The 25,855-nt window shown below is 63.1% G+C and carries 24 protein-coding genes; 13 read left to right on the top strand and 11 right to left on the bottom strand.

The window, feature by feature from the left end:
* Positions 1 to 107 precede the first annotated feature (107 nt).
* The gene (locus tag AACG97_RS01770) at positions 108 to 2,405 is read right to left on the bottom strand and encodes a TonB-dependent siderophore receptor (protein ID WP_115293251.1); all 2,298 of its coding nucleotides are present in this window, start codon (positions 2,403 to 2,405) and stop codon (positions 108 to 110) included.
* A 139-nt stretch (positions 2,406 to 2,544) separates the two neighbouring features.
* Between AACG97_RS01770 and AACG97_RS01765 the strand changes: the two genes are divergently transcribed.
* Both AACG97_RS01765 and AACG97_RS01760 read left to right on the top strand, forming a co-directional pair.
* Positions 2,545 to 3,267, top strand: a complete 723-nt coding sequence (locus AACG97_RS01765) for a response regulator (RefSeq protein ID WP_009684778.1) — start codon at positions 2,545 to 2,547, stop codon at positions 3,265 to 3,267.
* Positions 3,260 to 4,636: an ATP-binding protein gene (locus tag AACG97_RS01760; RefSeq protein WP_197886445.1), complete on the top strand. Its 1,377-nt coding sequence runs from the start codon at positions 3,260 to 3,262 to the stop codon at positions 4,634 to 4,636. The genes AACG97_RS01765 and AACG97_RS01760 overlap by 8 nt, the downstream gene beginning before the upstream one ends.
* A gap of 185 nt (positions 4,637 to 4,821) precedes the next feature.
* Here AACG97_RS01760 and AACG97_RS01755 read toward each other — a convergent pair whose 3' ends face one another.
* The 3 genes from AACG97_RS01755 to aguA form a co-directional block, all read right to left on the bottom strand.
* Complete coding sequence (locus tag AACG97_RS01755) at positions 4,822 to 6,141, bottom strand: OprD family porin (RefSeq protein ID WP_029885603.1); 1,320 nt, start codon at positions 6,139 to 6,141, stop codon at positions 4,822 to 4,824.
* A 420-nt stretch (positions 6,142 to 6,561) separates the two neighbouring features.
* Positions 6,562 to 6,759, bottom strand: coding sequence for a hypothetical protein (locus AACG97_RS01750; RefSeq protein ID WP_080709188.1), 198 nt, complete (start codon positions 6,757 to 6,759; stop codon positions 6,562 to 6,564).
* 185 nt (positions 6,760 to 6,944) lie between these two features.
* A complete protein-coding gene (aguA, locus tag AACG97_RS01745) occupies positions 6,945 to 8,051 on the bottom strand; it encodes an agmatine deiminase (RefSeq protein ID WP_009684781.1) in 1,107 nt (368 codons plus the stop codon).
* A 277-nt stretch (positions 8,052 to 8,328) separates the two neighbouring features.
* On the opposite strand from aguA, the gene rfbC reads away from it, so the two are divergent.
* Genes rfbC through AACG97_RS01725 form a run of 4 tightly spaced genes read left to right on the top strand, consistent with a single transcriptional unit; the run spans position 8,329 to position 12,589 of the window.
* A complete protein-coding gene (gene rfbC, locus AACG97_RS01740) occupies positions 8,329 to 8,874 on the top strand; it encodes a dTDP-4-dehydrorhamnose 3,5-epimerase (protein WP_009684782.1) in 546 nt (181 codons plus the stop codon).
* Between the two features lie 42 nt (positions 8,875 to 8,916).
* Complete coding sequence (locus tag AACG97_RS01735) at positions 8,917 to 10,731, top strand: sensor histidine kinase (RefSeq protein WP_125854939.1); 1,815 nt, start codon at positions 8,917 to 8,919, stop codon at positions 10,729 to 10,731.
* Complete coding sequence (locus AACG97_RS01730) at positions 10,728 to 12,134, top strand: sigma-54-dependent transcriptional regulator (protein WP_115293248.1); 1,407 nt, start codon at positions 10,728 to 10,730, stop codon at positions 12,132 to 12,134. Before AACG97_RS01735 ends, AACG97_RS01730 begins: the two co-directional genes overlap by 4 nt.
* On the top strand, positions 12,134 to 12,589 hold the full coding sequence (locus AACG97_RS01725; protein WP_029885606.1) for a YiiD C-terminal domain-containing protein: 456 nt from the start codon (positions 12,134 to 12,136) through the stop codon (positions 12,587 to 12,589). The genes AACG97_RS01730 and AACG97_RS01725 overlap by 1 nt, the downstream gene beginning before the upstream one ends.
* Before the next feature lie 148 nt (positions 12,590 to 12,737).
* Here AACG97_RS01725 and cysQ read toward each other — a convergent pair whose 3' ends face one another.
* On the bottom strand, positions 12,738 to 13,556 hold the full coding sequence (cysQ, locus tag AACG97_RS01720; protein ID WP_125854940.1) for a 3'(2'),5'-bisphosphate nucleotidase CysQ: 819 nt from the start codon (positions 13,554 to 13,556) through the stop codon (positions 12,738 to 12,740).
* The gene (gene nudE / locus AACG97_RS01715) at positions 13,553 to 14,119 is read right to left on the bottom strand and encodes an ADP compounds hydrolase NudE (protein WP_009683783.1); all 567 of its coding nucleotides are present in this window, start codon (positions 14,117 to 14,119) and stop codon (positions 13,553 to 13,555) included. Before nudE ends, cysQ begins: the two co-directional genes overlap by 4 nt.
* A gap of 64 nt (positions 14,120 to 14,183) precedes the next feature.
* Between nudE and yrfG the strand changes: the two genes are divergently transcribed.
* On the top strand, positions 14,184 to 14,846 hold the full coding sequence (gene yrfG / locus AACG97_RS01710; protein ID WP_009683782.1) for a GMP/IMP nucleotidase: 663 nt from the start codon (positions 14,184 to 14,186) through the stop codon (positions 14,844 to 14,846).
* 129 nt (positions 14,847 to 14,975) lie between these two features.
* Here yrfG and lysM read toward each other — a convergent pair whose 3' ends face one another.
* Positions 14,976 to 15,416: a peptidoglycan-binding protein LysM gene (gene lysM, locus AACG97_RS01705; protein ID WP_009683781.1), complete on the bottom strand. Its 441-nt coding sequence runs from the start codon at positions 15,414 to 15,416 to the stop codon at positions 14,976 to 14,978.
* Positions 15,417 to 15,594: 178 nt separating this feature from the next.
* Between lysM and fdhD the strand changes: the two genes are divergently transcribed.
* The 3 genes from fdhD to AACG97_RS01690 all read left to right on the top strand — a co-directional run bounded on the left by fdhD (position 15,595) and on the right by AACG97_RS01690 (position 19,490).
* A complete protein-coding gene (gene fdhD, locus AACG97_RS01700) occupies positions 15,595 to 16,425 on the top strand; it encodes a formate dehydrogenase accessory sulfurtransferase FdhD (protein WP_047150096.1) in 831 nt (276 codons plus the stop codon).
* 5 nt (positions 16,426 to 16,430) lie between these two features.
* Entirely contained in the window at positions 16,431 to 18,776 is a 2,346-nt protein-coding gene (locus AACG97_RS01695; RefSeq protein ID WP_054913528.1) for an FdhF/YdeP family oxidoreductase, read from the top strand.
* A 234-nt stretch (positions 18,777 to 19,010) separates the two neighbouring features.
* Complete coding sequence (locus AACG97_RS01690; RefSeq protein ID WP_054890280.1) at positions 19,011 to 19,490, top strand: glycine zipper domain-containing protein; 480 nt, start codon at positions 19,011 to 19,013, stop codon at positions 19,488 to 19,490.
* Between the two features lie 54 nt (positions 19,491 to 19,544).
* Here the strand turns inward: AACG97_RS01690 and AACG97_RS01685 are convergent, their stop codons facing one another.
* From AACG97_RS01685 to hslO, 3 genes are all read right to left on the bottom strand, one after another.
* Positions 19,545 to 19,985, bottom strand: coding sequence for an acyl-CoA thioesterase (locus AACG97_RS01685; protein ID WP_054890281.1), 441 nt, complete (start codon positions 19,983 to 19,985; stop codon positions 19,545 to 19,547).
* 263 nt (positions 19,986 to 20,248) lie between these two features.
* Positions 20,249 to 21,790: a phosphoenolpyruvate carboxykinase gene (locus AACG97_RS01680; RefSeq protein WP_009681239.1), complete on the bottom strand. Its 1,542-nt coding sequence runs from the start codon at positions 21,788 to 21,790 to the stop codon at positions 20,249 to 20,251.
* 179 nt (positions 21,791 to 21,969) lie between these two features.
* Positions 21,970 to 22,869 (bottom strand): Hsp33 family molecular chaperone HslO, encoded by a 900-nt coding sequence (gene hslO / locus AACG97_RS01675; RefSeq protein ID WP_054905720.1) that lies wholly within the window; start codon positions 22,867 to 22,869, stop codon positions 21,970 to 21,972.
* Positions 22,870 to 22,978: 109 nt separating this feature from the next.
* On the opposite strand from hslO, the gene AACG97_RS01670 reads away from it, so the two are divergent.
* Positions 22,979 to 23,773, top strand: coding sequence for a phosphatase PAP2 family protein (locus AACG97_RS01670; RefSeq protein WP_009681237.1), 795 nt, complete (start codon positions 22,979 to 22,981; stop codon positions 23,771 to 23,773).
* Positions 23,774 to 23,856: 83 nt separating this feature from the next.
* Here the strand turns inward: AACG97_RS01670 and AACG97_RS01665 are convergent, their stop codons facing one another.
* Entirely contained in the window at positions 23,857 to 24,258 is a 402-nt protein-coding gene (locus AACG97_RS01665; protein ID WP_197885520.1) for an RNA-binding S4 domain-containing protein, read from the bottom strand.
* 109 nt (positions 24,259 to 24,367) lie between these two features.
* On the opposite strand from AACG97_RS01665, the gene rimB reads away from it, so the two are divergent.
* The gene (rimB, locus tag AACG97_RS01660; protein ID WP_009681235.1) at positions 24,368 to 24,850 is read left to right on the top strand and encodes a retropepsin-like aspartic endopeptidase RimB; all 483 of its coding nucleotides are present in this window, start codon (positions 24,368 to 24,370) and stop codon (positions 24,848 to 24,850) included.
* Positions 24,847 to 25,752 carry a 30S ribosomal protein S6--L-glutamate ligase gene (rimK, locus tag AACG97_RS01655; protein ID WP_009681234.1) on the top strand — a complete coding sequence of 302 codons (906 nt, stop codon included), beginning with the start codon at positions 24,847 to 24,849 and terminating at the stop codon, positions 25,750 to 25,752. Before rimB ends, rimK begins: the two co-directional genes overlap by 4 nt.
* Positions 25,753 to 25,855: the final 103 nt, after the last annotated feature.

Genomic DNA, 25,855 nt, shown 5'->3' with positions numbered 1-25,855 from the left:
CTTCGCGGGCACGCCCGCTCCCACACCGGCCGCGTCGCGCTTACGAATTGAGTTCTCTGCGCGACAGCGCAACTCGTAGGGCTGCGACGCAAGGCCGCCCCTGCATGTCAGAAGGCAGTGCTTACCGTCAGCGACAGGTTGCGCGGGTCACCGTAGATGCCGCCGGCATAGAACCCGTACTGGGTGTAGTAGTGCTTGTCGAACAGGTTGTTGGCGTTGAGGGTAACGCTGGTGGCATCGGTTACCTGGTACTTGGCCATGGCGTTCCAGATGGCATAACCCGACCAGTTCACATCGGTTGCACCGCTGCTCACGCCGTTGACCGGCTGGCCTGCAGGGCTGGAAATAGCGCGGATGTTGCTCTGCGCTGTTACACCGGCACCTACGGTCAAGCGGTCGAGCGGGCCGCTCAGGCGGTAGGTGGTGGAGGCTTTGAACAGGTGCGAAGGGTCGCTGCGGCCGTCGCTGTCGACACGGCGGAAGTGCAGGTAGGTGTAGCCGGCGTACACGTTCCATTCAGGCGTCAACGCGCCTGCCACTTCCAGGTCGATACCGTCGGTTTCCACACCCGAGCCGGCCTTGTAGGCGCTGGCACCGGTCGGGGTGGTCAGGTCGCCATCGAGCACGGCTTTGTTTTCCTGCTTGGTGCGGAAGTACGCTGCCGAGGCGTTCAGGCGGCCGTCGAACCATTCACCCTTGATACCCGTTTCATAGCTTTGCCCACGAATCGGCTCGACTTTGCTGCCGCTCACGGTTTCCGATGTTTGCGGGGTAAAGATGTCGGTGTAGCTGGCGTACAGCGAGTAGGTCTCGTTGAGGTCGTACACCGCGCCCAGGTATGGGGTGACGATGCCGTTCTCTTCCTGGCTGCTGCGCTCGCCGGCCACGCTACGGGTCACCGACGCGTAGTTGCTGGTGCGCACGCCGACAATCACCGACAGCGGGTCGGTAATGCTCAGGCGGGTAGCGGCGTACATGCCCTGCAAGCGCGTGGTGGTCTTGCTGTGCAGGCCGGTGCGCGAGGCGATGAGGCCGTAGTCGTCATCCACGCCGTTGTGCCAATCGGTGACCGGGAAACCGTTGTTGGCGCGGAACTGGCACCCCAACGCCGGTGCACTGGCCATGCCGTCGCCCACCATGGTGCAGGTGTACTGCGGCGACCAACCCACGGTGCGGCTGTCGTTATAGCCCACCATGGCCTGGTGGGTGCGGCCGAACAGCTGGAATGGGCCAGACAGGTCGATCTGCGCCGACTGCTGGGTGGTGTCGGTGGAGCTGTGCAGGCCGTTCAGTACGGCGCCGCTGCCATCCTGGTCCCAGTAGCCGCCATAGGTACCGCGCCCTGCTGAGTTCACCTTGGCCAAACCGCGGTGGTTGAGGGCTTCGGTGGTGGCCTGGGAGGCCTTCAGGTCCAGCGTCCAGTCGTTGTCGAAGCGGTGCTGCAACGAGCCGAAAGCGGTGCGGGTGGTGTACTCGCCAAAGCTCCAGCTGGGCACCACGTTGGTGCTGCGTGGCAGGTCGGTCTTGCTGCCGTCGCGGTACCACAGCGGAATGTTCGCGCCCCAGCCGCCACCCACCACCTTGTTGTACTCGTACTGGTAACCGGCACCGAGGGTGGTGGCGTCGTCCAGGTCAAATTCGAAATTGGCTAGCGCCGCGCGGGAGCGGTCGGACTGGTTGTCGCGGAACGAGTTGGCGTCCTGCTGGGTCATCACGAAACGCGAGCGCAGGCGCCCGTCCTCGGACAGCGGCAGGTTGAGGTCGGCACCCAGGCGGCGTTTGTCCCAGCTGCCGTAGGTGGCGTAGGCGCTACCGCCAAAGGTCTTGGTCGGCGCCTTGCGGATCAGGTTGACGGTGGCCGAAGGGTCACCGGTGCCGCCAAGCAGGCCGTTGGCCCCGCGCACGATGTCGATGCGCTCGTACAGGTCCATGTTCAGAGCATTGCCGCTGCCGCTGAAGTCAGAACCGCCTTGGGTCTGCAGGCCATCGACCTTCCAGTTGCTGATCGAATAGCCACGGGCGCGGTAATCGGTACGCCCGCCCACTTCGGACTTGTTGGCCGTTACACCTGGGGTGGTTTCCAGGGCCTGTTCGATGGTGTGGATGCCCCGGTCTTCCATCTGCTGGCGGGTGATGGTGGTGACTGACTGCGGGGTCTGCCGTGGCGTCAGGTTCAGGCCGGTGGAGCTGCGGGTGCTCTCGACGGTGTAACCCAGCTGGCCTGCAGCGTCGGTGGGCAGCAGCGCGCTGTCTTCGATTTGCGTGGCGTCCAGCTCCAGGGGTTGGCTGTCGGCGGCCATGGCACCACCACTGATAGCCACGGCAATGCAGAACGCCAGTGGCTTGAGGCGGTTGCCGTTTGCAAGGGTGGGGGTGAGCGCGTTCGGAATGCTGTAGGGATTCATTTGGGAAGGCTTCGTATTTGCAGATGATTTTTTGTTAGGATTCTAGGGATCGGCCCTCCCGGCGCCAGACCCGACATGTACGGGGATGTAATTGAATGTAATGAGCGCCCCTGGGCCTCACCCGACAGGTGTTTTCCGCATGAGCACGACCCTGCTGGTCGTCGACGATGACGACGAGATCCGCGAACTTCTTTGTGATTACCTGGCCGACGCCGGTTACAACGTGCTGGAGGCGGCCGACGGCGAGCAGATGCGCGCGCAAATGGCCAGGCACACGGTGGATCTGGTGGTACTCGACTTGATGCTGCCCGGCGAAGACGGGCTCAGCCTTTGTCGCCAATTGCAGGCCACACCCGGGCTGGCGGTGATCATGTTGTCGGCCAAAGGCAGCACGCTGGACCGCATCATAGGCCTGGAGGTGGGTGCCGACGATTACCTGGCCAAACCCTTCGAGCCACGCGAGCTGATTGCCCGGATCAAGGCGGTGCTGCGTCGCCCGCAACGCCTGGAAACCCAGGCGCAGGGCACTGCAGGGGCCGACGCACAACTGTTCGCCGGCTTCCGCCTGGAGCACGTCAAGCGCCTGCTCACGCGCCCCGATGGCCAGACCCTGCCCCTGCCACGCTCCGACTACCGGGTGCTGCGCGAGTTGCTGGAGGCTAACAACCGCGTGGTCTCCCGCGACCAGCTGACGCGCAGCGCATTTGGCCGCGACCACCTGCCTGATGACCGCTCGGTGGACATGTGCGTCAGCCGCCTGCGCCAGCACCTGCGGCGCGCACCGGACGGGGCCGCGCAGATCCTCACCATCCGCAACGAAGGCTACTTGCTGACCATGGGCCAGCACCAGGCCGATGCCTGAGGTGCGCTGGCTTCGCCGGCTGTGGCCGCGCACCCTGTTCGGCCAGCTATTGCTGATCATGGTCAGCGGCACGCTGGTGGTGCAGCTGATGTCGAGCAGCATCTGGTTCGATGTGCGCTTCGCCCAGGTGTTCGAAGCCCCCGTGCGGCTGATCGCCGCGCGCAGTGCGCCCCTGATCGCCCGGGCCGACTGCCACGATGCCGCGCTGCCAGTGCCGGCTCATTACCAGGTGCGCTGTGCCGAGCACCTGCCCGAGCCAACGCATGATCAGCGCCGTGAGCGCCGGCGGATCGAATTGCTGCTGCGCCAGGCCCTCAATTACGAGCTGGGGCATGCTCAGGCGGTACGCCTGATGAATGTGCAACTGACCGACGCGTCGGGCCAACCGATAGTCTGGCGCAGCCTGTTCGGTTTGCGCACGGCCCAGGCCCATATGCAGTTTGCGGTGCCATTGGCCGATGGGCACTGGCTTATCATCGAGGGCCAGGAGCTGCAGGGCTGGAGCGGCGAGTCGGCCTGGGTGCTGATCAGCGATTACCTGTTGCGGGTGTATGCACTGCGCATTGTCGCGGTGCTGCTGGTCTGCCTGATTGCCGTGCGCCTGTGCCTGCGCCCGTTGCAGCGCCTGGCCGATGCTGCCCGTGGCCTGGGCACCAATCTTGAGCAGCCGCCCTTGGTACTGGATGGCCCGCAGGAGGTACGCCAGGCTGCCCAGGCGTTCAACGCCATGCAGCAGCGCCTGATTGCCATGGTCAACGACAAGGCATACTTCCTCGCCGCTGTGTCCCATGACCTGCGCACCCCCTTGACCCGCATGCGCCTGCGCCTGGAGCGCTTGCCGGAGGATGAACACCACCAGCGCCTGCGGCAGAACATCAGGCAGATGGACGACATGATCGGCCAGGTGCTCGACTACCTGCGCGCCGGGGAACAGCAGAACTTGCAGCAGGTGGACCTGGACCGACTGGTGGCACGCCTGTGCGCCGACCTGGCGACCGAAAAAGAGCCATTGCCAGTGCATGGCCAGGCAGGCGGCGTGCGTGTGGATGCGTTGCTGTTGCAGCGTTGCCTGCAGAACCTGCTGGTCAATGCACTGCGTTATGCCAAGGAGGTTTCGGTCACACTGGAACGGGCGAACAGCGGGGTGCTGATCCATATCGACGACCGTGGCCCGGGGATTGCGCCGGGGCTGCTGGCGACCATTACCGACCCGTTCGTACGCGGCGAAGGGTCGCGCAACCAGTCCTCCGGGGGATACGGGTTGGGGTTGAGCATTGCGCAACGCATCGCTGGCAGCCATGGCGGTGAGCTGCTGCTGATGAACCGCGAAGGGGGTGGATTGCGGGTTAGCGTGTTGCTACCGGGTTGAGCCGAATCCCGAGGGGGCGTGGCAGCTCGTTTTTTGGGGTTGGGGCGCAGATCGCCGGGGCCGCGATACGGCCCTTTTGCGACACAAGGCCGTTCCCACAAGGGGCCCGGTTCGGGGCATGCCTGTAGGAGCGGCCTTGCGTCGCGATGGGCTGCAAAGCAGCCCCCAGCACCCTCAGCTCAGCATCAGAAGATGCTGATCGGGTACTCGACGAATACGCGTACTTCGTTGCCATCGTCGTTGTAGCCGTTCTGCTGTACGGCGTTGTTGGTACGCACGAACGAGCTACGCAACTTGATGGACAGGTCTTTGGCCGGGCCGTCCTGCACCACGTAACGGACCTGGTTGAAGATCTCGCGTTCCTTGCCTTCGCCGAAGCCCTGCGGGTTGGCGTTGTTGCGGGTGTTGATGTTGTCACCCACTACGTAGGCCAGCTTGTAGGTCAGGCCAGGGATGCCGTAGGCACCGAAGTCCAGACCGTAGCCCAGCTGCCAGGAACGCTCGTCCTCGGCGTTGAAGTCGGACCAGTACGAGTTGGCCAGGTAGATGGTCGAACCACCGTCACCCACGCCGCCCTGGTTTTGGTACCAGCCGTAGTTGTAGCCGGTGCTGCCAGTGCTGCGCTGGTGGGCGAGAGTGAACGAGTGCGCACCATACGCGTAGGTGGCCGCCAGGCTCCAGATGGTGTTGGAGTCGCCGTTCAGGCCGGCGGCCTTGACGTACTTGTTGTTGATGTCCGACTTGTAGCCGTTGAAGTCCAGGGTCAGGGACTGGTCGCTGGCGATCGGGAAGACGTAGTTCAAGCCCAGGTAGTGCTTGCGCATCACGTCTTCGTTGTCTGCGGTGTACAGCGAGCCGGTGAAGTTGTCGCTGAACTTGTAGCTACCACCCAGCACGTTGATCGACTTCAGGCCACCACCATCACGACGCTCGGCGCTTTTGCGCGCTTCCTGGGTGAAGCGGCCGGCGTTCAGCTCCAGGCCCTTGATTTCCTTGGAGGTGATCAGGGTGCCGGTGAAGCTTTCTGGCAGCAGACGTGCGTCGTCGTACTGCAGCACTGGCAGTGCTGGCATCTGGTCACCGTACTTGAGCACGGTATTGGAAATGCGGAACTTCACGGCTGCGCCACCACGCGCCAGGTTGTGCGGCGAGCTGGCGTTGCCGTCGGCGTTGGTGGTTTCGTGCGGCTTGAAGAAGTCGACACCCGCGCCACCGTTATGGCCTTTGCCGCCATCGAGGCGCAGGGCATACAGACCGAATGCGTCGACGCCGACACCGACAGTGCCTTGGGTGAAACCGGAGGAGAAGTTGCCGATAACTGCCTGGCCCCATTCGATCTGGTCGTCGGTGCCGTGCTTCTTGTCACGGTTGATATAAGCGTTGCGCAGAAGGACGTTGGCGTGGCTGTCCTCGATGAAGCCCTTGCTCTCGGCCTGATCATTGGCCTGTGCCTGGGTCGCGGCGATCATCGCCAGGGCGACCAGGCTGATCCTGGTTTTCAACATGTTATTTTCCTTATCGCTTAATCAAAAACGCGCTGCAATACAACGCCAGGAACCAACGCCCCTTACGTAGGTTCGACGCTATGCGGATCCAGACTTGAAGGCCGGCCGGCAATTGCACGGGCGGCCTCTGGCAGCAGCATGGCCAACGGAAGTGGCCAGCAGGCGTTGGGCCGAATCCTAGCCGTGTGCGATTACAAATGTCAAAAAGTCGTGAAATGCAGGTTGATATAACCAAGATCATCCCGTGATACGAGGCATTTCAATGCATGTCGGCGCTGTAGGCGGGGATTTTATCTTTTTGTCAGAAACGGCATCTTGACTGCTCCGACAATTTACCGGGTGCGTGCGGGGAGGGGCGTGTGGCAGGTACCGGCCTCTTCGCGGCTATCGCCGCCAAGAGGTCGGCACAGCTGTAGTCGATTAGTGCCACACCGCCATCAGCGCCTGCATTTCAGCATCGCTGAGCAAACCTTGCGGGTAGCGTCCGGCAAGCAGACGTCGTGGGTCGGTCGTCCTGACCCTGATGCTTCCATGGTGTTTCAACCACGCCGCGACCCGCTTGAGCGATGGGTGACCAACTGCCGATGGGCGCAAAGCCGACTCACTTGCTGCGTTCATGTCTACACGTACTCCCTAACCCGTGAGCGGCTAATCTACGTAGGTAATGTTACAGCTCGGATAACCTGGCAGACCCAAGCTATCTCCTTGAAAAACAATACAAAACCTATGCCAAACCAGCCGCCGGGCGTCGTGCGAAAAAAAGGCCCATCTACTGACGGGCCTCTTGGTCACCGGGCTGGCACTCAGCGCGTCACCGGTGCCGGCTGCTGCTGGGTCAGGCAGTGGATGTTGCCACCGCCCAACAGCAGCTCGCGCCCGGGAATCATCACCACTTCGTGGTCGGGGAATATCCGCGCAAGGATCGCTCTGGCTTCGGCATCTGCCGGGTCATCGAAGCTTGGCGCAATAATGCCGCCGTTGACGATCAGGAAGTTCACGTAGGAGCCGGCCAGGCGCACCGATGGGTCACGCTCCTGGCTGCCGGCAACGTGGTCGACACCGGCACATTCTTCAGCCGTGGCGTACAGCGGCCCGGGGATGGGCATTTTGTGCACGATTAGTGCTCGGCCCTTGGCGTCACGGGTGTTCTGCAACACCTCCATGGCGGCATGGCAACGGGCGTAATTGGGGTCGTTGGAATCATCGGTCCAGGCCAGTAACACTTCGCCCGGGCGCACGTAACAGCAGAAGTTGTCGACGTGGCCGTCGGTTTCATCGTTGTACAGGCCATCGGGCAACCACACCACGGTATCCACCGCCAGGTGGTCGCGCAGCACCGCTTCGATCTGCTCGCGGGTCAGGTGCGGGTTGCGGTTGCGGTTGAGCAGGCATTCCTCGGTGGTGATCAGCGTGCCTTCACCGTCCACGTGGATCGAGCCGCCCTCGAGCACGAAGCCTTCGGTGTGGTAGCGCTGGCAGCGCTCCATTTCCAGCACCTTGGCCGCCAGCTCCTCGTCGCGGTTCCATGGCGCATACAGGCCACCATCGAAGCCGCCCCAGGCGTTGAAGCCCCAGTCCACACCGCGCACTTCGCCTTGGTCGTTGATGACGAAGGTCGGGCCGGTGTCACGCACCCAGGCGTCGTCGTTGCTGATTTCGACCACCCGAATGTTCGGCTGGTCGAGCTGGCGACGCGCGTTCTCGTACTGGCCAGCGGAAACCGCCACGGTAACCGGCTCAAAACGGGCAATGGCCTTGGCCAGGGCTACATGGGCTGCCTGCGCCGGTTTGCCGCCCAGGCGCCAGTTGTCCGAACGCTCCGGCCAAACCATCCATACCTGGGTTTGCGGGGCCCACTCGGCGGGCATGTGGAAACCATCGGCACGTGGCGTGGAGTTGAGGGTTTTCATGGTTGACCTCTGTGATGGCCCTGGGCCGGATTGCGGTGAGACGTTGATCTATTTATAACCGATACATATCGATATTTAAAGCCTTATACGTCGGATTTTAAGGAGAACCTTCATCCTAATATCGATAGAAATCGAATTTAATGCGTGTTCGCCCGCTAGCACCCGTCGCTTGGCCGCCTACCCTGGCCATATCGTACGCATCCTGTCACTGCTGCATGCGGAAATTTCCAGGAAGGGCGACTAGGGTCAATAGTTAACGAACGGCAAGCGAACCGCCATGAACATCATCCCGACTGAAATCCCCGATGTACTGATCATCGAGCCCACGGTTTACGGTGACAGCCGTGGCTTTTTCTTCGAAGCGTTCAACGCCCGCGAGTTCGCAAGGCAGACCGGGGTGAATGTCGAATTCGTCCAGGATAACCACTCGAGCTCGGTCAAGGGCGTGCTCCGCGGGCTGCATTTTCAGGTGGAGAACACCCAGGGCAAGTTGGTGCGCGTGGTTCAGGGCGAAATCCGCGATGTCGCCTTGGATGTGCGCAAAAGCTCGCCAACCTTCGGCCAGTGGGTCGCGGTGGATCTGTCCGCAGCCAACCATCGCCAGTTGTGGATACCGGCAGGCTTCGCCCACGGCTTTGCGGTGCTGAGCGAGTCGGCCGAGTTCCTCTACAAGACCACCGATTACTACAACCCCGGCGCCGACCGCTGCATCCGCTGGGACGATCCGCACTTGGCCATCGACTGGGGGCTGCAGCAACCACCGCTGCTGTCAGACAAGGACAAGCTTGGCCGGGCATGGGCAGAGGCGGAACTGCTGCCGTAACTAGCGCATAATTGCGCCAGACCTTTCTGGCGCATTTACGTGATGATTGCTAACCCCACGCCTCCACGCCGTCCCCGCTGGCGCAGCCTGGCCTTGCTGGCCCTGTGCCTGGCGCCGTTACTGTGGCCCTTGCACCACCTGGCCGAACGTTACTACCAGCAGGAATTGGCCTCGCAGAACCGCCAGACCCTGGACCTGTACGTGGCCAACCTGCTCGGCACCCTGCACCGCTACGAAACCTTGCCGCAGATCCTCGGCGACCTGCCGGCACTGCGCAGCGTACTGGCCGACCCCTTCCGCCTGGAGGCGGTGACCAACGCCAACCGCCTGCTCAAGGGCATCGTGCAGCAGACCGGCGCCGAGGTGATGTACCTGATGGACGTCAGCGGCAACACCCTGGCGGCCTCCAACTGGGACAAGCACGACAGCTTCGTGGGCCGCAACTTCGCCTTCCGCCCGTACTTCAACGAAGCCATGGCGGGCCACCTGGGCCGCTTCTTCGGCCAGGGCACAACGTCGGCCAAACGCGGCTACTTCTTTGCCGCCGCCGTGCGTGATCGCGAGCGCATCGTGGGCGTGCTGGTGGTCAAGGTCGACCTCGACCACACCGAAACCCTGTGGGGCCGCACGCCGGAGCAGCTGTTGCTGACCGATCACAATGGCGTGGTCATCCTCACTTCGCGGCCCGATTGGCGCTTCCGTGCCACCCGCGCACTGAGCGATGCCGAGCGCCAGGCCATCATCGCCATCCAGCCCTACCCTACCCAGGCACCGCAACCGCTGGTGCTCGCCCCGGACGCCTGGATCACCCAGACCCGCGACATCAAGGAGACCGGCTGGCAAGTCAGCATCCTCGCCCCGCGCATGCTGGTAGACCGTTCGGTGCAAACCGTAATGGCCATTGGCGCCGGCACCCTGCTAGTAGCAATGCTGCTGGCCGGGCTGGTGATGCAACGGCGCCGCCACTACATCGACCGCATCGACTTCGAAGCCCGCGCCCGTCAGGAGCTGGAAAAGCGCGTAGCCGAACGCACCGCCGACCTCGAGGGCCTCAACACCCGCCTCAAGCGCGCCGTACTGGAGCGCGAAAATGCCCAGCAAGAGGCGGTGCGCGCCCAGGACGAGCTGGTGCAGGCCGGCAAGCTGTCGGTGCTTGGCACCATGTCGGCCAGTATCAGCCACGAACTCAACCAGCCGCTGGCGGCGATTCGCAGCTACGCAGAAAATGCCGAGATCCTGCTCGACCACCAACGCACCGAGGACGCCCGCGGCAACCTCAAGCTGATTGGCGAGCTGACCGGGCGCATGGCGTCGATCATCGCCCACTTGCGGGCCTTCGCCCGCCGTGATCGGCACGCCCCGGAAAGCGTGGCCCTGCAGCCAGCCCTGGACGATGCCCTGGCGCTGCTGGCCAAGCGCCGCCGGGCAATGGCCGTGGAGCTGATCCGCGACCTGCCGGAAGCCACCTTGTGGGTACAGGCCGGTGAAACCCGCCTGCGCCAGGTGCTGGGCAACCTGCTGGCCAATGCCCTGGACGCCCTGACCGAAAAAGCCAACCCGCGCCGCCTGTGGCTAAGTGCCGAACAGCGTGATGACTGCGTCTACCTGTACATCCGCGACAATGGCCCCGGCTTCAGCCGCCAGGCCCTGGAGCATGCCAAGGAGCCGTTCTTCACCACCAAGACCCGCACCCAGGGCCTGGGCCTGGGGTTGGCCATCTGCGAAAGCCTGATGCGCGCCCTGGGGGGTGAACTGCTGCTGGCCAACCACCCGGAAGGTGGTGCTCTGCTGACCCTGCAGCTACGCAAGGCTGCGCCTGGCGCGACCTTGCCCAATTCGGAGGACCCCTCGGCATGACCCCCGAGACACAGATCGACAGCCAAGCCCAGGTCATCCTGGTCGACGATGACCCACACCTGCGCCAGGCCCTGAGCCAGACCTTGGACCTGGCCGGGCTGAAAGTGGTCGCGCTGGGCGATGCCCAAGGCCTGGCTGAGCGTATCGAGAGCGACTGGCCCGGCGTGGTGGTCAGCGACATCCGCATGCCCGGCATCGATGGCCTGCAGCTGCTGGAGCAACTGCACGGCCGCGACAGCGAACTGCCCGTGCTGTTGATTACCGGCCATGGGGATGTGCCCCTGGCGGTACAGGCAATGCGCGCCGGTGCCTATGACTTTCTGGAAAAGCCTTTCGCCAGCGACGCCCTGCTCGACAGCGTGCGCCGTGCCTTGGCCCTGCGCCGCCTGGTGCTGGACAACCGCAGCCTGCGCCTGGCGCTGAGCGACCGCCAGCAACTGGCCACGCGCCTGGTCGGCCATTCGCCGGCCATGCAGCGCCTGCGCGAGCAGATCGGCGCCTTGGCCGCAACCCGCGCCGATGTGCTGATCCTGGGTGAAACCGGTGCCGGCAAGGAGGTGGTCGCCCGTGCGCTGCATGACCTGTCCAGCCGCCGTGATGGGCCGTTCGTGGCGATCAACGCCGGGGCACTGGCCGAATCGGTGGTCGAAAGCGAACTGTTCGGCCATGAGCCCGGGGCGTTCACCGGGGCGCAAAAACGGCGCATCGGCAAATTCGAGTTCGCCAACGGCGGCACGCTGTTCCTCGACGAAATCGAGAGTATGAGCCTGGACGTGCAGGTCAAGCTGCTGCGCATGTTGCAGGAGCGGGTGGTGGAACGCCTGGGCGGCAACCAGTTGATCCCGCTGGATATCCGCATTATCGCCGCCACCAAGGAAGACCTGCGCCAGGCCGCCGACCAAGGCCGCTTCCGTGCCGACCTGTACTACCGGCTGAACGTAGCGCCACTGCGTATCCCGCCGCTGCGGGACCGCGGCGACGACATCCTGGTGCTGTTCCAGCATTTTGCCGACGCTGCCAGCCAGCGCCACAGCCTGGCGCCACACGCCTTGCTGCCGGCGCAGCGGGCGATGCTGCTGCGCCACACCTGGCCAGGTAACGTGCGTGAATTGCAGAACGCCGCCGAGCGTTTCGCCCTGGGCCTTGAACTGGCGCTGGATGGCCAGCTGCCAGCGGCTGCGGCTGCGGCGCCTTCGGTGTTGAGTGGCAACCTGAGCGAACAGGTAGAGCAATTCGAGCGCTCGCTGATCGCCGCCGAGCTGGCCCAGCCCCACAGCTCCATGCGCAGCCTGGCAGAGGCGCTGGGCATCCCCCGCAAAACCTTGCACGACAAGCTGCGCAAGCATGGCTTGAGCTTCGAGGGCGGTAGCGGCGGGCACGACGACCATGAGGACAACCGTTGATGAGCACCGATAGCCAGTACCTGCAGTCCGTACTGCATGGCGACATCCCGCTGACCCGCGAAATGGGCCTGGAGGTCATTGATTGGCAACACCACACCCTGCGCCTGCAATTGCCGCTGGCGGCCAACGTCAACCACAAGAGCACCATGTTCGGCGGCAGCCTGTACTGTGCAGCGGTGCTGGTGGGCTGGGGCTGGTTGCACATGCGGCTGCGCGAACTGGGGATAGATGACGGGCATATCGTCATCCAGGAAGGGCAAATCAGTTACCCGCTGCCGGTTACCGGGGCGGCAATAGCCCGTTGCCCGGCGCCGGAAGAGAAAGCCTGGGAACGCTTCCTCAACATGTACCAGCGTCGTGGCCGGGCGCGGTTGACGCTGCAGACCACGGTAAGCAATACCGGGACTGATGAGCCGGCCGTCACCTTCAGCGGCCAGTACGTGCTGCACCGCTAAGAACGAAGGCTGTCGCGCCCCCTGTAGGAGCGGCCTTGTGTCGCGATGGGCTGCAAAGCAGCCCCAGGGTTTGGGCATGGTGCACAAATTGCCGGGGCTGCTTTGCAGCCCATCGCGACACAAGGCCGCTCCTACAAGGCCAGGCCCGCTAGATCAGCTCAAGAAAGGCCTGGCGCCACGCTGCCTTGGCCGGCAACGCCAGGAAGTACGGGTTGAGCAAAGACTCGCGCGCCGGGTAACGGAACGGCAAACCGTCCAGCCCGATCACTTCACCACCCGCCCCTTCCACCACACCCTGGGCCGCCGCCGTATCCCACTGCGAAGTCGGCGCCAGGCGTGGATAACAATCGGCGCTGCCCTCAGCCAACAGGCAGAACTTCAACGAGCTACCAATGTTGGCCAGCTCCAGTTCACCCACTGCCGCACCCAGGCCCGCCAACAATGCTTCCTGTTCGGGGCTGGAGTGCCGGCGGCTGGCAACCACGGTAAACCGCTCACCCACTGGCGGAGCGTTGCGCACCTGGATCGGCCGGGCCGCCTCACCCCCGTCTGCCCGCCAAGCCCCCAATTCGCGGCCCCCAAAGTAGCAGCGGCCATTCGTGGGCATCGATACCACGCCAAACACCACCTCGCCTTTTTCGATCAAGGCGATATTGACTGTGAATTCCTCGCTGCCGGCAATGAATTCCTTGGTGCCATCCAGCGGGTCCACCAGCCACCAGCGGCTCCAGCCCTGGCGCTCGGCCAGCGCAATGTTGCAGTCCTCTTCGGACAACACCGGAATCTGCGGCGCCAGCGCCAGCAGGCCATCGGCAATCACCCGGTGCGCTGCCAGGTCGGCGGCAGTCACCGGCGAATCATCGGCCTTGTTGGTCACTGCCACATCGGCACGCCAGAACGGCAGGATCGCCTCGCCCGCAGTCAACGCCAACTTGACCACTTCACGCATCAGTTGATTGTCGTTCATGGCGCCAGCAGCCCCCGCTGAATCATCAGGTCACGCGCCAGGTACAGGGCCGCCAGGGCGCGGCCTTCGGTGAACTGCGGGTGCATGGCCAAGGCCGACAGCTCGCGCAGGTTGACCTTGTCGACCCGCATCGGCTCCGGCTCATCGCCCTCAAGGCGCTCTTCGTACAGGTCGGTGGCGAGCACCACCTGGATTTTCTGGCTCATGTAGCCCGGCGAAAGCGACAGCTCGGTCAGGTGCTCAAGCTGGCGCGCGCCAAGCCCGGCCTCTTCCTTGAGCTCGCGGTTGGCGGCTGCCAGCACATCTTCGCCGGGCTCGATCAGGCCCTTGGGCAGCGACAGCTCGTACTCGTCGGTACCACCGCAATACTCTTCCACCAGCACGGCGTGCTCGGCGTCGAGCATGGCCACGATCATCACCGCGCCATAGCCGTTACCCCGGCCTACCAGGCGCTCATAGGTGCGCTCGGCACCATTGCTGAAGCGCAATTGCACAGCCTCTACGCGGAACAGGCGGCTGCTGGCGACGATTTCGCGGCTGAGGACGGTGGGTTTCTGGCGCATGGGGCGGCTCCTTGGCGTGAACGGGTTACTATACCGTGGCTTGCCGACTGATCGAGAGTTTCCCATGCCTGTTCTTCCCTGGTCTGCCATCGATACCGTCCTGCTGGATATGGACGGCACCCTGCTCGACCTGCATTACGACAACCGCTTCTGGCTCGACCACCTGCCCCAGCGCTATGCAGAGCTGCATGGCGTGAGCCGGGCCATGGCGGAAATGGAGCTGCAGCCGCTGTTCGAGCGCAATGCCGGCACGCTGAACTGGTACTGCCTGGACTTCTGGAGCCGGGAGCTGCGCCTGCCGATCCGGGAGCTGAAACGGGAAATTGCCGACCTGATCGCGTTGCGCCCGGATGCCGACACGTTCCTGGCGGCGATTCGAAATGCCGGCAAGCGCGTGGTGATGATCACCAATGCCCACCGTGATTCGCTGTCGCTGAAGCTGGAACGGGTGGAACTGGCACCGTATTTCGAGCGGCTGATCAGCTCGCATGATTATGGTTACCCTAAGGAAAGCCCACAGTTCTGGGACGCCTTGCAGGCGGACATCGGTTTTGAGCCGGGGCGTAGCCTGTTCATCGATGACACCCTGGCGATACTGCGCAGCGCACGGCGCTTTGGTGTGGCGCACCTGCTGGCTGTACGCCAGCCCGATAGCCAGGCGCAGCCGCGCGATACTGAAGAGTTTGCTGCGGTCGAGGATTACCGGGAGCTATTGATTGGCCTGTAAGCGCCCTGGCACCGGCTACGCCGGTGTTCGCGGGCACGCCCGCTCCCACAGGCGACCACCGGCCTCAGCTTTGCAGCAACCTTGTGGGAGCCGGCTTGCCGGCGATAGGGCCGATAAAGCCTGCAAAAATCAGTCAGGAATACGCAGTACCTGCCCCGGATAGATCTTGTCCGGGTGCTTGAGCATTGGCTTGTTGGCCTCGAATATCTTGTTGAACTGATTGGCATTGCCATACACCACCAGGGCAATCGCCGACAGCGTGTCACCCTTCTTGACCGTGACCAGGCGTGCGGCTGTCACGACCGGGCCGGTCACAGTGATCTGGTCATCGACGCTGGCCACACCCTCGATGTTGCCCGCCGCCAGCACAATCTTCTCCTTCTCTTCCTGGCTGGCGACTTCACCCTTGAGGATCACTTTGTCGCCCTCCACGGTCGCCGTGATGTTCGGGTTGCCGAGGCCGACATTCTCCACGTGTTTCTTCAACTGCTCTTCGGCTTTGGCATTGCCCGGAGTCAGCAGGTCGATCAACTTCTCGCCTGCTTCCTTCACGAAACTGATCAAGCTCATAGCACTCTCCTTGTTCACGAAACCTCGAAACCAGCAGTCTAGGCCAGCTTTGCTCATGCCGCCCGCCTGCGACCAATCGACGCGCTCTATCAATGGATAGAGGCTAGCGATTAGACGCCACAGGCCCACGCGCCTAGGCTTGTGCTACACCAAGCCGCCGAATGAACAGCCTGCCCCGATGAACAGCAAACCTCCGGTCTGCACGGCCTCATCGCCCTTGTCCCTGCCGGCCGCCAGCAACACCTACGCATACGTCCAGCTCAGCGACGGTAAAGGTGACAGCACGCCGCTGGCCGAAGAGGTTGCGTTGGCCATCGTCTACAACGGCCTCAACCAGGCAGTGATGCTGGTCAGCCCGACCGACCTGGAAGATTTCGCCGTCGGTTTCAGCGTGGGCAGCGGCATCGTCGAAGGCACCTCGGAAATCTACGACCTGAAGCTCTCGGGCAGTGGCTCTGCCCTGTATGCAGACCTGGAAATATCCAGCCGAGCCTTCTGGAACCTGAAAAACCAGCGCCGGCAGCTGGCCGGCACCAGCGGCTGCGGCCTGTGCGGGGTCGAGGCGCTGGAGCAGGCGTTGCCAGAACTGGCCGTGCTGCCCGGTGCGCCGCTGCCACCGGCAGCGTGGCTGGTGGGCCTGCGCGAGCGCATCGATGCATTTCAGCCGCTGGGCCAGCACTGCGGGGCGGTGCATGCCGCGCTGTTCATGGACCGCCACGGCGAACTGCTGCTGGGCCGTGAAGACATTGGCCGGCACAACGCCCTCGACAAGCTGATCGGCGCGCTGCTGCGCCAGGGCATCGACAGCCAGGGCGGCCTTGCGATCGTCACCAGCCGCTGCAGCCTGGAACTGATCCAGAAGGTGCTGCGCGCCGGCATCCAGACCTTGGTCAGCCTGTCCGCCCCCACCGGGCTTGCCCTGCAGTGGGCGCGCAAGCACAACCTCAACCTCATTCATCTACCCAAGCACAGCGCACCGCGGGTCTACAGCCCGGCGGCGGAGTCGTAACAGTCGTGACCTCGTACCAGCACCTACCGGACAATGCCCCAGCCTCAACCCCTCGCTACAAGCCCTACCACGGCCCTGCCGGTGGCTGGGGTGCGCTGCGCAGCGTGGCCAAGGCCTGGGTCGGCAGCGATAACGCGCTGAAGAACATTCGCGCCCTGCTCAAGACCAACCAGAACGGCGGTTTCGACTGCCCAGGCTGCGCCTGGGGCGATTCGCCAGAAAGCGGCATGGTCAAGTTCTGCGAGAACGGCGCCAAGGCCGTGAACTGGGAGGCCACCAAGCGCCGTGTCGACGCTGCCTTCTTCGCCCGTTACAGCGTCACCGCCCTGCTGCAGCAAAGCGACTACTGGCTGGAGTACCAGGGCCGCCTCACCGAGCCGATGGTCTACGACGCGACCAGCGACCGCTATCAGCCGATCAGCTGGGACGCCGCTTTTGCCCTGGTCGCTCGCGAGCTGAACAAGTTGGCCACACCTGACCAGGCCGAGTTCTATACCTCGGGGCGGGCCAGCAACGAAGCAGCCTACCTGTACCAGCTGTTCGTGCGCGCCTTCGGTACCAACAACTTTCCCGACTGCTCGAACATGTGCCACGAAGCCAGCGGCGTGGCGTTGGGGCAAAGCATCGGGGTGGGCAAAGGCACGGTCACGTTCGACGACTTCGAACATGCCGACGCGATTTTTGTCTGGGGCCAGAACCCCGGCACCAACCACCCGCGCATGCTCGACCCGCTGCGCGACGCGGTGAAACGTGGCGCTCAGGTGGTTTGCATCAACCCGCTCAAGGAGCGGGGCCTGGAGCGCTTCCAGCACCCGCAGAACCCGCTGGAAATGCTGACCAACAGCGACCGCCCAACCAACACGGCATTCTTCCGCCCGGCGCTGGGTGGCGACATGGCGCTGCTGCGTGGCATGGCCAAGTTCGCCCTGCAGTGGGAGCGTGAAGCCCAGGCCAAGGGTGAACCGGCGGTGTTCGACCATGCCTTCATCGCCGAGCACGGCCATGGCGTGGACGATTACCTGGCCGTGGTAGATGCCACGCCATGGGACCACATCCAGGCGCAATCCGGCCTGCCCATGGCCGACATCGAACTGGCGGCGCGCATGTACTGCCGCGCCGAGCGGGTCATCATGTGCTGGGCGATGGGTATCACCCAACACCGCCACTCGGTGCCGACCATTCAGGAAATCGTCAACCTGCAGATGCTGCGCGGCAATATCGGCGCACCAGGCGCAGGCCTGTGCCCGGTACGTGGCCACAGCAACGTGCAGGGCGACCGCACCATGGGCATCAACGAGCGCCCACCCATGGCACTGCTCGAGGCCATGGAAAAGCGCTTCGGCTTCCCCGTGCCACGGCACAACGGCCACAACACGGTCGAAGCGATTCACGCCATGCTCGACGGCCGGGCCAAGGTGTTCATCGGCCTGGGCGGCAATTTCGCCCAGGCCACGCCGGACACCGAGCGCACGGCGCAGGCGCTGCGCAACTGCGAGCTGACCGTGCACATCAGCACCAAGCTCAACCGCAGCCACCTGGTTCATGGCAAGCAAGCGCTGATTTTGCCGTGCCTGGGCCGTACCGACATCGACCTGCAGGCCGACGGGCCACAAGCGGTAACGGTCGAAGACTCGTTCAGCATGGTGCACGCATCCAACGGCCAGCTCAAACCGCTGTCTTCGCAGATGCGCTCGGAGCCGGCGGTCATTGCTGGCATCGCCGCCGCTACGCTGGGCAAGAAACCCGTGGACTGGCACTGGCTGGTCGCCGACTATGCGCGCATTCGCGACCTGATCGCCGACACCATCACAGGCTTCAGCGGCTTCAACCAACGCCTGCAACACCCAGGCGGCTTCTACCTGGGCAATAACGCCGCCAGCCGCACATGGAAGACCAACACCGGCCGCGCCAACTTCAAGGCCAACCTGCTGCCCGATACGCTGCTTGACGACCGTGTGCGTGCCAGCGGCCAGTTACCGGACCTGATCATGCAGTCGATGCGTTCGCACGATCAGTACAACACCACCATCTACGGCCTGGACGACCGCTACCGTGGCGTGCGCGGCCAACGCGAGGTGCTGTTCGCCAACGAAGCCGACATCATCCGCCTGGGCTTCCAGCCGGGGCAGAAGGTCGACATCGTATCGTTGTGGGGGGATGAACACGTCCGCCGGGTGCACGGCTTTACCTTGCTGGCGTTCGATATTCCGGCCGGGCAGGCGGCGGCGTATTACCCGGAGGTGAACCCGCTGGTGCCGCTGGAGAGCATTGGCGATGGCAGCCATACGCCAACCTCGAAGTTCATCGCCATCAAGCTGGAGCGGGCGCGGGACGACGGGCGTATTCTGTAATAAAGTTGCCGCGAAGAGGGCCAGAAGCCCCAACGCTAAAAACCAAAAAGCCCTGTTCCGCAAGGTTCAGGGCTTTTGCCATAAAGACCTCAGACAGCCGAAAACGGTTTAAGTTTCACAACAAATACAGTCACTTAGAGAATTGTGTACAACTCGTGTTACTCGTCGGATTTCCGTTGCCAGCCACCTCGCTTAGCCTCAAATTCGCCTCGTCATCCTTATGAGGCTCTCTTGATGAAGAAGTACTCCTCGATTTTGTTGTTGTCTTTCAGCTTGCTCAGCGGCGTTGCCATGGCAGGCGGCACCACCGAGGCCGGCATTGGCGGCGCATTGGGTGGGGTACTGGGCTCCGTTGTCGGTAACTCCATCGGCGGTAGCACCGGCGGCGCCATTGGTGCCGGCCTGGGCGGTGCGGCCGGCGGTGCGCTGGGTGCCGACAAGCGCCAGCGCGGTGAAGCCGCTATTGGCGGTGCCCTGGGCGCGGCAGGCGGTAACGTGGTGGGTCGCTCGGTAGGCGGTACTACCGGTAGCTACATCGGCGCGGCTGCCGGCGGCGGTGCTGGTGGTGCGCTGGGTAACTACCTGGGCAACAAGGCCGACGCCGATGAGCGCCATGACGACCGTCGCTACCGCCGTGGCTACGATGACCGTCGCCACTACGACCGTGGCCATCACTACGGCCACCGCAAGCACAAGCGCCACTGGCGCGACTAACGCCTGAGGGCCCTGCCCCGGCAACAAGAACCCCGCCCCTTCCGGCGGGGTTTTTTATGCGTGTTGTTCCAGCACCAAGCCGGAAAGAATCACCTGAAGCGCCTCTGGCAACGCCACAGGCCGGCCACTGACACGCTCGATGAAGACTTGCACCACCGTGCCGGCCGCGCAGGCCTCGGGCTCACCTGGGCGATACAACGCCAGGCGGTACTCCACCGTACTGCCCGCCAGGCGCGTTACGCCCAGCCCAACTTCCAGCACGTCCGGGAAGCCCGGCAATGCATAGAAATCTGCTGCCGAACTGACCACGAAAGCCGCCAGCTCGCCGTCACGCAGGTCCAGCTCGGCCTGCTCGACGAGAAACGCCTGGATCGCCGTTTCGAAGAAGCCGTGCACCGTGGCCCCGGCGATATGGCCATTGAGGTCGTTGTCCTGCGGGCGGGTGAGAATCGGGTGAAAGTGGGAGAAGGCAGTGCGCTGAGGGGATTCGGTCATCTGGCTGACTCTTGTCTTCGCAATGGATGCTGACAGTGAAACAGAAAAACCAGGTTCCCGCTGCCTGCACCTTACCCTGTAGGAGCGGCCTTGTGTCGCGATGGGCCGCAAAGCGGCCCCGACAATTTATGCAGTGACGCCAAAACCCCGGGGCCGCTATGCGGCCCATCGCGACACAAGGCCGCTCCTACAAGGCATTGCATCAGCCGGATAACAAAAAAGCCGCCAATGCTGGCGGCTTTCTCATTGCGGCTGGTTGCAGCTTACAGCTGCGGACCAGCGGCCTTGATGGCGTCGGAAACTTCAAACTTCTTGAAGTTCTCGATGAACAGCTTGGCCAGGCCTTTGGCGGCCTCGTCGTAGGCAGCTTTGTCAGCCCAGTTGGTACGCGGGTTGAGCAGTTCGGTATCAACGCCTGGGACGGCCTTCGGTACGTCCAGGTTGATGATGTCCAGGTGCTCGGTTTCGGCACCGACCAGCGCGCCGCTCTGGATGGCAGCGATCACCGCGCGGGTGGTCGGAATGCTGAAGCGCTTGCCAACGCCGTAGCCACCACCGGTCCAGCCGGTGTTGACCAGGTAGACCTTGGAGTTGAAGCCGTTGATACGCTTGATCAGCAGCTCGGCGTACTCGCCAGCCGGGCGTGGGAAGAACGGTGCACCGAAGCAGGTCGAGAAGGTCGACTTGATGCCGCCGCCCGAGCCCATTTCGGTGGAACCGACCAGCGCGGTGTAACCGGACAGGAAGTGGTAGGCAGCCTGTTCGTTGTTCAGGATCGACACCGGAGGCAGAACACCGGTCAGGTCGCAGGTCAGGAAGATCACTGCGTTTGGCTCACCGCCCAGGTTCTTTTCCGAACGCTTGGCAACGTGCTCCAGCGGGTAGGCCGCACGGCTGTTCTGGGTCAAGCTGACATCGGTGTAGTCAGCGTGCTTGTTGGCGTCGAGAACGACGTTTTCCAGCACAGCACCGTGCTTGATGGCTTTCCAGATGACCGGCTCGTTCTTCTCGGACAGGTCGATGCACTTGGCATAGCAGCCGCCTTCGATGTTGAAGACAACGCCTTCGCCCCAACCGTGCTCGTCGTCACCGATCAGGTAACGGCTTTCGTCGGCCGACAGGGTGGTTTTGCCGGTGCCGGACAGGCCGAAGAACAGGGTCACATCGCCTGCTTCGCCGATGTTGGCCGCGCAGTGCATTGGCAGCACATCGGCAGCCGGCAGCAGGAAGTTCTGCACCGAGAACATGGCTTTCTTCATTTCACCGGCGTAGCGCATGCCGGCGATCAGCACTTTCTTCTGCGCGAAGTTGATGATCACGCAACCGTCGGAGTTGGTACCATCACGCTCAGGTACGCACTCGAAGTTGGCGACGTTGAGCACCTGCCACTCGCCGCGACCCGCCGGGTTGTACTGCTCAGGGTTGATGAACAGGCAACGGCCGAACAGGTTCTGCCAGGCAGTCTGGGTGGTCATTTTCACCGGCAGGTAGTGCTCGGCGGCAGCCCCTACGTGAACGTAGGAAACGAAGTGATCCTGGGCGTTGTTGAACGCCTCGACGCGGTCCCACAGGGCATCGAACTTGTCGGCCGGGAACTTGCGGTTGATCGGGCCCCAGGCGATGGCGTCCTGGGTGGAAGGCTCTTCGACGATGAAACGGTCAGCCGGCGAACGGCCAGTACGGTGACCGGTCTCCACGACCAGCGCGCCGGTATCGGCTAGTACACCTTCACCGCGTTGCAGCGCTTCTTTTACCAGCTCATCGACGCTCAGGTCGGTGTACACGGTGTTATTGGCTTGCGTCATGAGATACCCCATCCGGCCCGAGGCCGAGTGCTCCAAACGTTTTGTAGTTGTTCCGAAAAAACTACTACAGCGAAAAAAGTGGCCGGATTATGCCAGAAAAGCCCAAAAAAAGTAGGCCCCTCCTGTCAGAACTGCGTTTTTGCGCAATTCGACAGGAGATTTTCCTGAGCTTAAACGTTTCAGTGGCGAGTTTCTGAGGCTACGTCCGTGCCGCCGCCGGCAAACAGTTGCGCCACATCGCTGGCGTCGAAGAAATAGCGTTGGTTGCAGAACTGGCAATCGATCTCTACCTGCCCACCGCACTCTTGCACCAGTGCCTTGGCGTCATGCTCACCCAGGCTGACCAGGGCATTGCCGGAACGTTCGCGTGAGCAGCTGCATTTGAAGCGCAGCGGCTGTTCATCGAACAGGCGCACGGCATCTTCGTGGTACAGGCGGTGCAGCAGGGTTTCATTGGCTTCTGCCCACTCTTGCGGCTTGAGGGTCTGGGCCAGGGCAACCACGTGCTGCCAGCTGTCTTCGCGCTCTTCATCGTCCGGCTGGCGATCGCGTGGCAGTTGCTGCAGCAGCAGGCCGCGCGCCTTGCCAGCTTCGGCATTCAGCCAGAACCGCGTGTTCAACTGCTGGGACTGAACGAAGTAGTTGGTGAAGCACTCCGAGAGGTTGGCACCATCGAGGTCGACGGTCCCCTGATAACGCTGGCCCTTGACCGGGTCGATGGTCAGGGTCAGGTGGCCGTCGGGCATCAGCTGCGCCAGGCTGGCGTCGGCCGGGATCTGATCCGCCTCGTATCGGGCCATGCCGCGGATATCACGGTCACCGGAGCACTCGACCATCAGCAGCGGGATCGGCCCGGCGGAGCGCGCCTGCAGTATCAGCAGGCCGTCGAACTTCAAGGCACCGACCAGCAAAGCGGTGGCGGCCATCAGCTCGCCAAGCAGGGTTTGCACCGGCTGTGGGTATTCATGACGCGCCAGCACTGCAGCGTAGCTGTCATCGAGAGACACCCACTCGCCGCGCACATCGCGCTCGTCGAAGATGAAACGTTGGGTGAAATCTTTTTCTGGCAAGTCGCTCATGGTTGTCTGGCTATCTGAAAATGATGACAAAATAATGAAAGGGAATCAGTAATCCCATCGCAGAGCGCCTTCAGGCGCTCGTTTCCCTTATAGGAGATAGAGGTATCTTATGGATAATCGACCACTGTTCCAAGCAAGGTGGTCCTGGGGACCGCTGGCAGCCTGCACGCTGCTGCCGATCGCTCTACTGTGTTTCTGGTTATGGCCTTTTGGCCAGATCCTGTGCCTGACTTTCGACGAGTGGCTGTTCCACAGCCTCAATGCACCGTTGGCTGACAACACCACCTGGCGCTATATCTGGACCGTGGGCAGCATGCGCCCGTTCGACATCGTGGTCGGCCTGATCCTGCTGGCACTGCTGATCCGCGGTGATTGGGTGTTCAAGGCAGCGCAGGTTCGCCAGGCGTTTTTCGGCTTTCTGGTCACGCTGCTTCTCTTAGTGGTGATTCGCGCGCTGTTTTCCAAGTGGGTGGATGCCGCGGGCTGGCAACACAAGAGCCCCTCGATGATGTTCGACGACGTGGTGCACCTGAGCGACTACTACCCCCACCTGGAAGCCAAGTGGGAGCTGAAGGACCGCTCCAGCAAGAGTTTCCCCGGCGACCACGCCTCGGTGTTGTTGATCTGGGCATTGTTCATGAGCGTGTTCAGCCGCCGCCTGATGCAGTTCGTGGTGATCTGGGCGCTGGCGGTGCTGTTCATGCTGCCGCGCCTGGTGGCCGGCGCGCACTGGGGGCAGGATGACTACATCGGCGGGCTGCTGATGGCAGTGCTGGCGTTGGGCTGGAGCTATTACACGCCGTTGGCGGCCAAGGGTAGCGCGGCACTGATGCGCTGGACGGCGCCGTTGTTCTCGATTGCTGCGAAATTGCCGTTGGTCGGGCGGTTGGCGGTAGTCCGCTAGACCCCTGGGGGCTGCTGCGCAGCCCATCGCGACACGAGGCCGCTCCTACAGCACTGCCTGCACCCTTGTAGAAGCGGCCTCGGCTATTCGAAGTTCCCATGCAGCTGGTGAATCTGCCGCCGCTGCTTCTTGTTCGGCCGGCCATCGGTAGTTACCCCCATCGCCCCTGCCTTGCGCATTTCGGCTGCCTGCTCCCTGCGCCGCACACTCTCTTCAGTCTCTTCATACAGCGTCTGCGCCTCGGGCGCCCCACGCCGCACCACCGACAACGCCTTCACCACCACGGTGCGCTCATCGAAGCCGGTACGCAGCACGAATTCGTCGCCCACGCGCGGCTCCTTGCCCGGCTTGCAACGCTCGCCCCGGCAATGCACCTTGCCGCTCTCGATCGCGGCCTTGGCCAACGCCCGCGTCTTGTAGAAACGAGCCGCCCACAGCCATTTGTCCAGGCGCACCTTATCGTCTTCTTCGGCTTTTTGTGCCATTGCGTTACCTCGGATTCTGTCTTTCATTGAACTGTACTACCTTCACTTACGGATGCAAAAAGTCCCCGCCGTGCTTACAGTTCACCACCTCATTCGCAGGGTGTGCTTAGTGAAGACATTTGACCATTTGACTGTAATCGGCCTGCGTGAGTGGGTCGCCTTGCCCGACCTCGGTGTGGCCGGGCTGCGCGCCAAGATCGACACCGGCGCCAGCACCTCCAGCCTGCACGCCACCGATATCGAACCCTTCGAGCGTAATGGCCAACCCTGGGTGCGCTTCACCGCCCACCTGGGCACAGTAGTGCAGTTGCGCCATCGCCGCTGCGAAGCACCTTTGGTGAACAGAAAGATCATCCGCAGCTCTAACGGGCATGCCCAGACCCGTTATGTCATTCGCACGCCACTGGCGTTGGGTGACCGTGTGTGGGAGGTCGAATTCACCCTGGCCTGCCGCAAGAGCATGCGCTACCGCCTGCTGCTCGGCTCGAAGGCCCTGGTGCAGGGCCAGCTGGTGGTCAACCCAGGCGTAAAGTACGTGCAAGACAAACCGGCCTTCCCGGCCACCCTTTCCCCTGTCACAGGTGCTGCATGAAGATCGCTGTGCTGTCGCGCAATCCGCGTCTGTATTCCACCCGCCGCCTGGTCGAAGCCGGTACTCAGCGTGGCCACGAAATGGTGGTGATCGATACCTTGCGGGCCTACATGAACATTGCCAGCCACAAGCCGCAGATCCACTACCGCGGCAAGCCGCTGGAAGGTTTCGATGCCGTGATCCCGCGTATTGGCGCCTCGGTAACCTTCTACGGCTGTGCGGTGCTGCGCCAGTTCGAAATGATGGGCGTGTACCCGCTCAACGAGTCGGTGGCTATCGCCCGCTCGCGCGACAAGTTGCGCTCGCTGCAGCTGTTGTCACGGCGCGGTATTGGCCTGCCGATCACCGGTTTCGCCCACTCGCCCGACGATATTCCCGACCTGATCCGCATGGTCAACGGTGCCCCCCTGGTGATCAAGGTGCTGGAAGGCACGCAGGGTATCGGCGTGGTGCTGTGCGAAACCCCGCAGGCAGCCGAGTCGGTGATCGAGGCGTTCATGGGCCTGAAGCAGAACATCATGGTGCAGGAGTACATCAAGGAGGCCGGCGGTGCGGACATCCGCTGCTTCGTGGTGGGGGACAAGGTGATTGCCTCGATGAAGCGCCAGGCCAAGCCCGGTGAGTTTCGTTCCAATCTGCACCGTGGCGGGGTCGCCAGCCTGATCAAGATCACCCCCGAAGAGCGCATCACCGCGATTCGCGCAGCCAAGGTGATGGGTTTGAGTGTCGCGGGCGTGGATATCCTGCGCTCCAACCATGGGCCGTTGGTGATGGAGGTGAACTCATCGCCAGGCCTGGAAGGCATTGAAGTGACCACTGGCAAGAACGTGGCCGGGATGATCATCGAGCACCTGGAGAAGAATGGCGGGCCGAATCAGACCCGGACCAAAGGGAAAGGCTGATTCACCCGGCCCTAGCGCCGACAAGCCCACAGGTACTGCACAGTTTTCAGACCTTGTGCATGACCTGTGGGGGCTGGCTTGCCGGCGACAGGGCCGGCACAGC

Source organism: Pseudomonas sp. Nvir (assembly GCF_963778085.1).
Lineage (GTDB): Bacteria > Pseudomonadota > Gammaproteobacteria > Pseudomonadales > Pseudomonadaceae > Aquipseudomonas > Aquipseudomonas juntendi.
The sequence above is the reverse complement of the archived record's forward strand: the minus strand, read 5'-3'. Positions and strand labels throughout refer to the sequence as shown.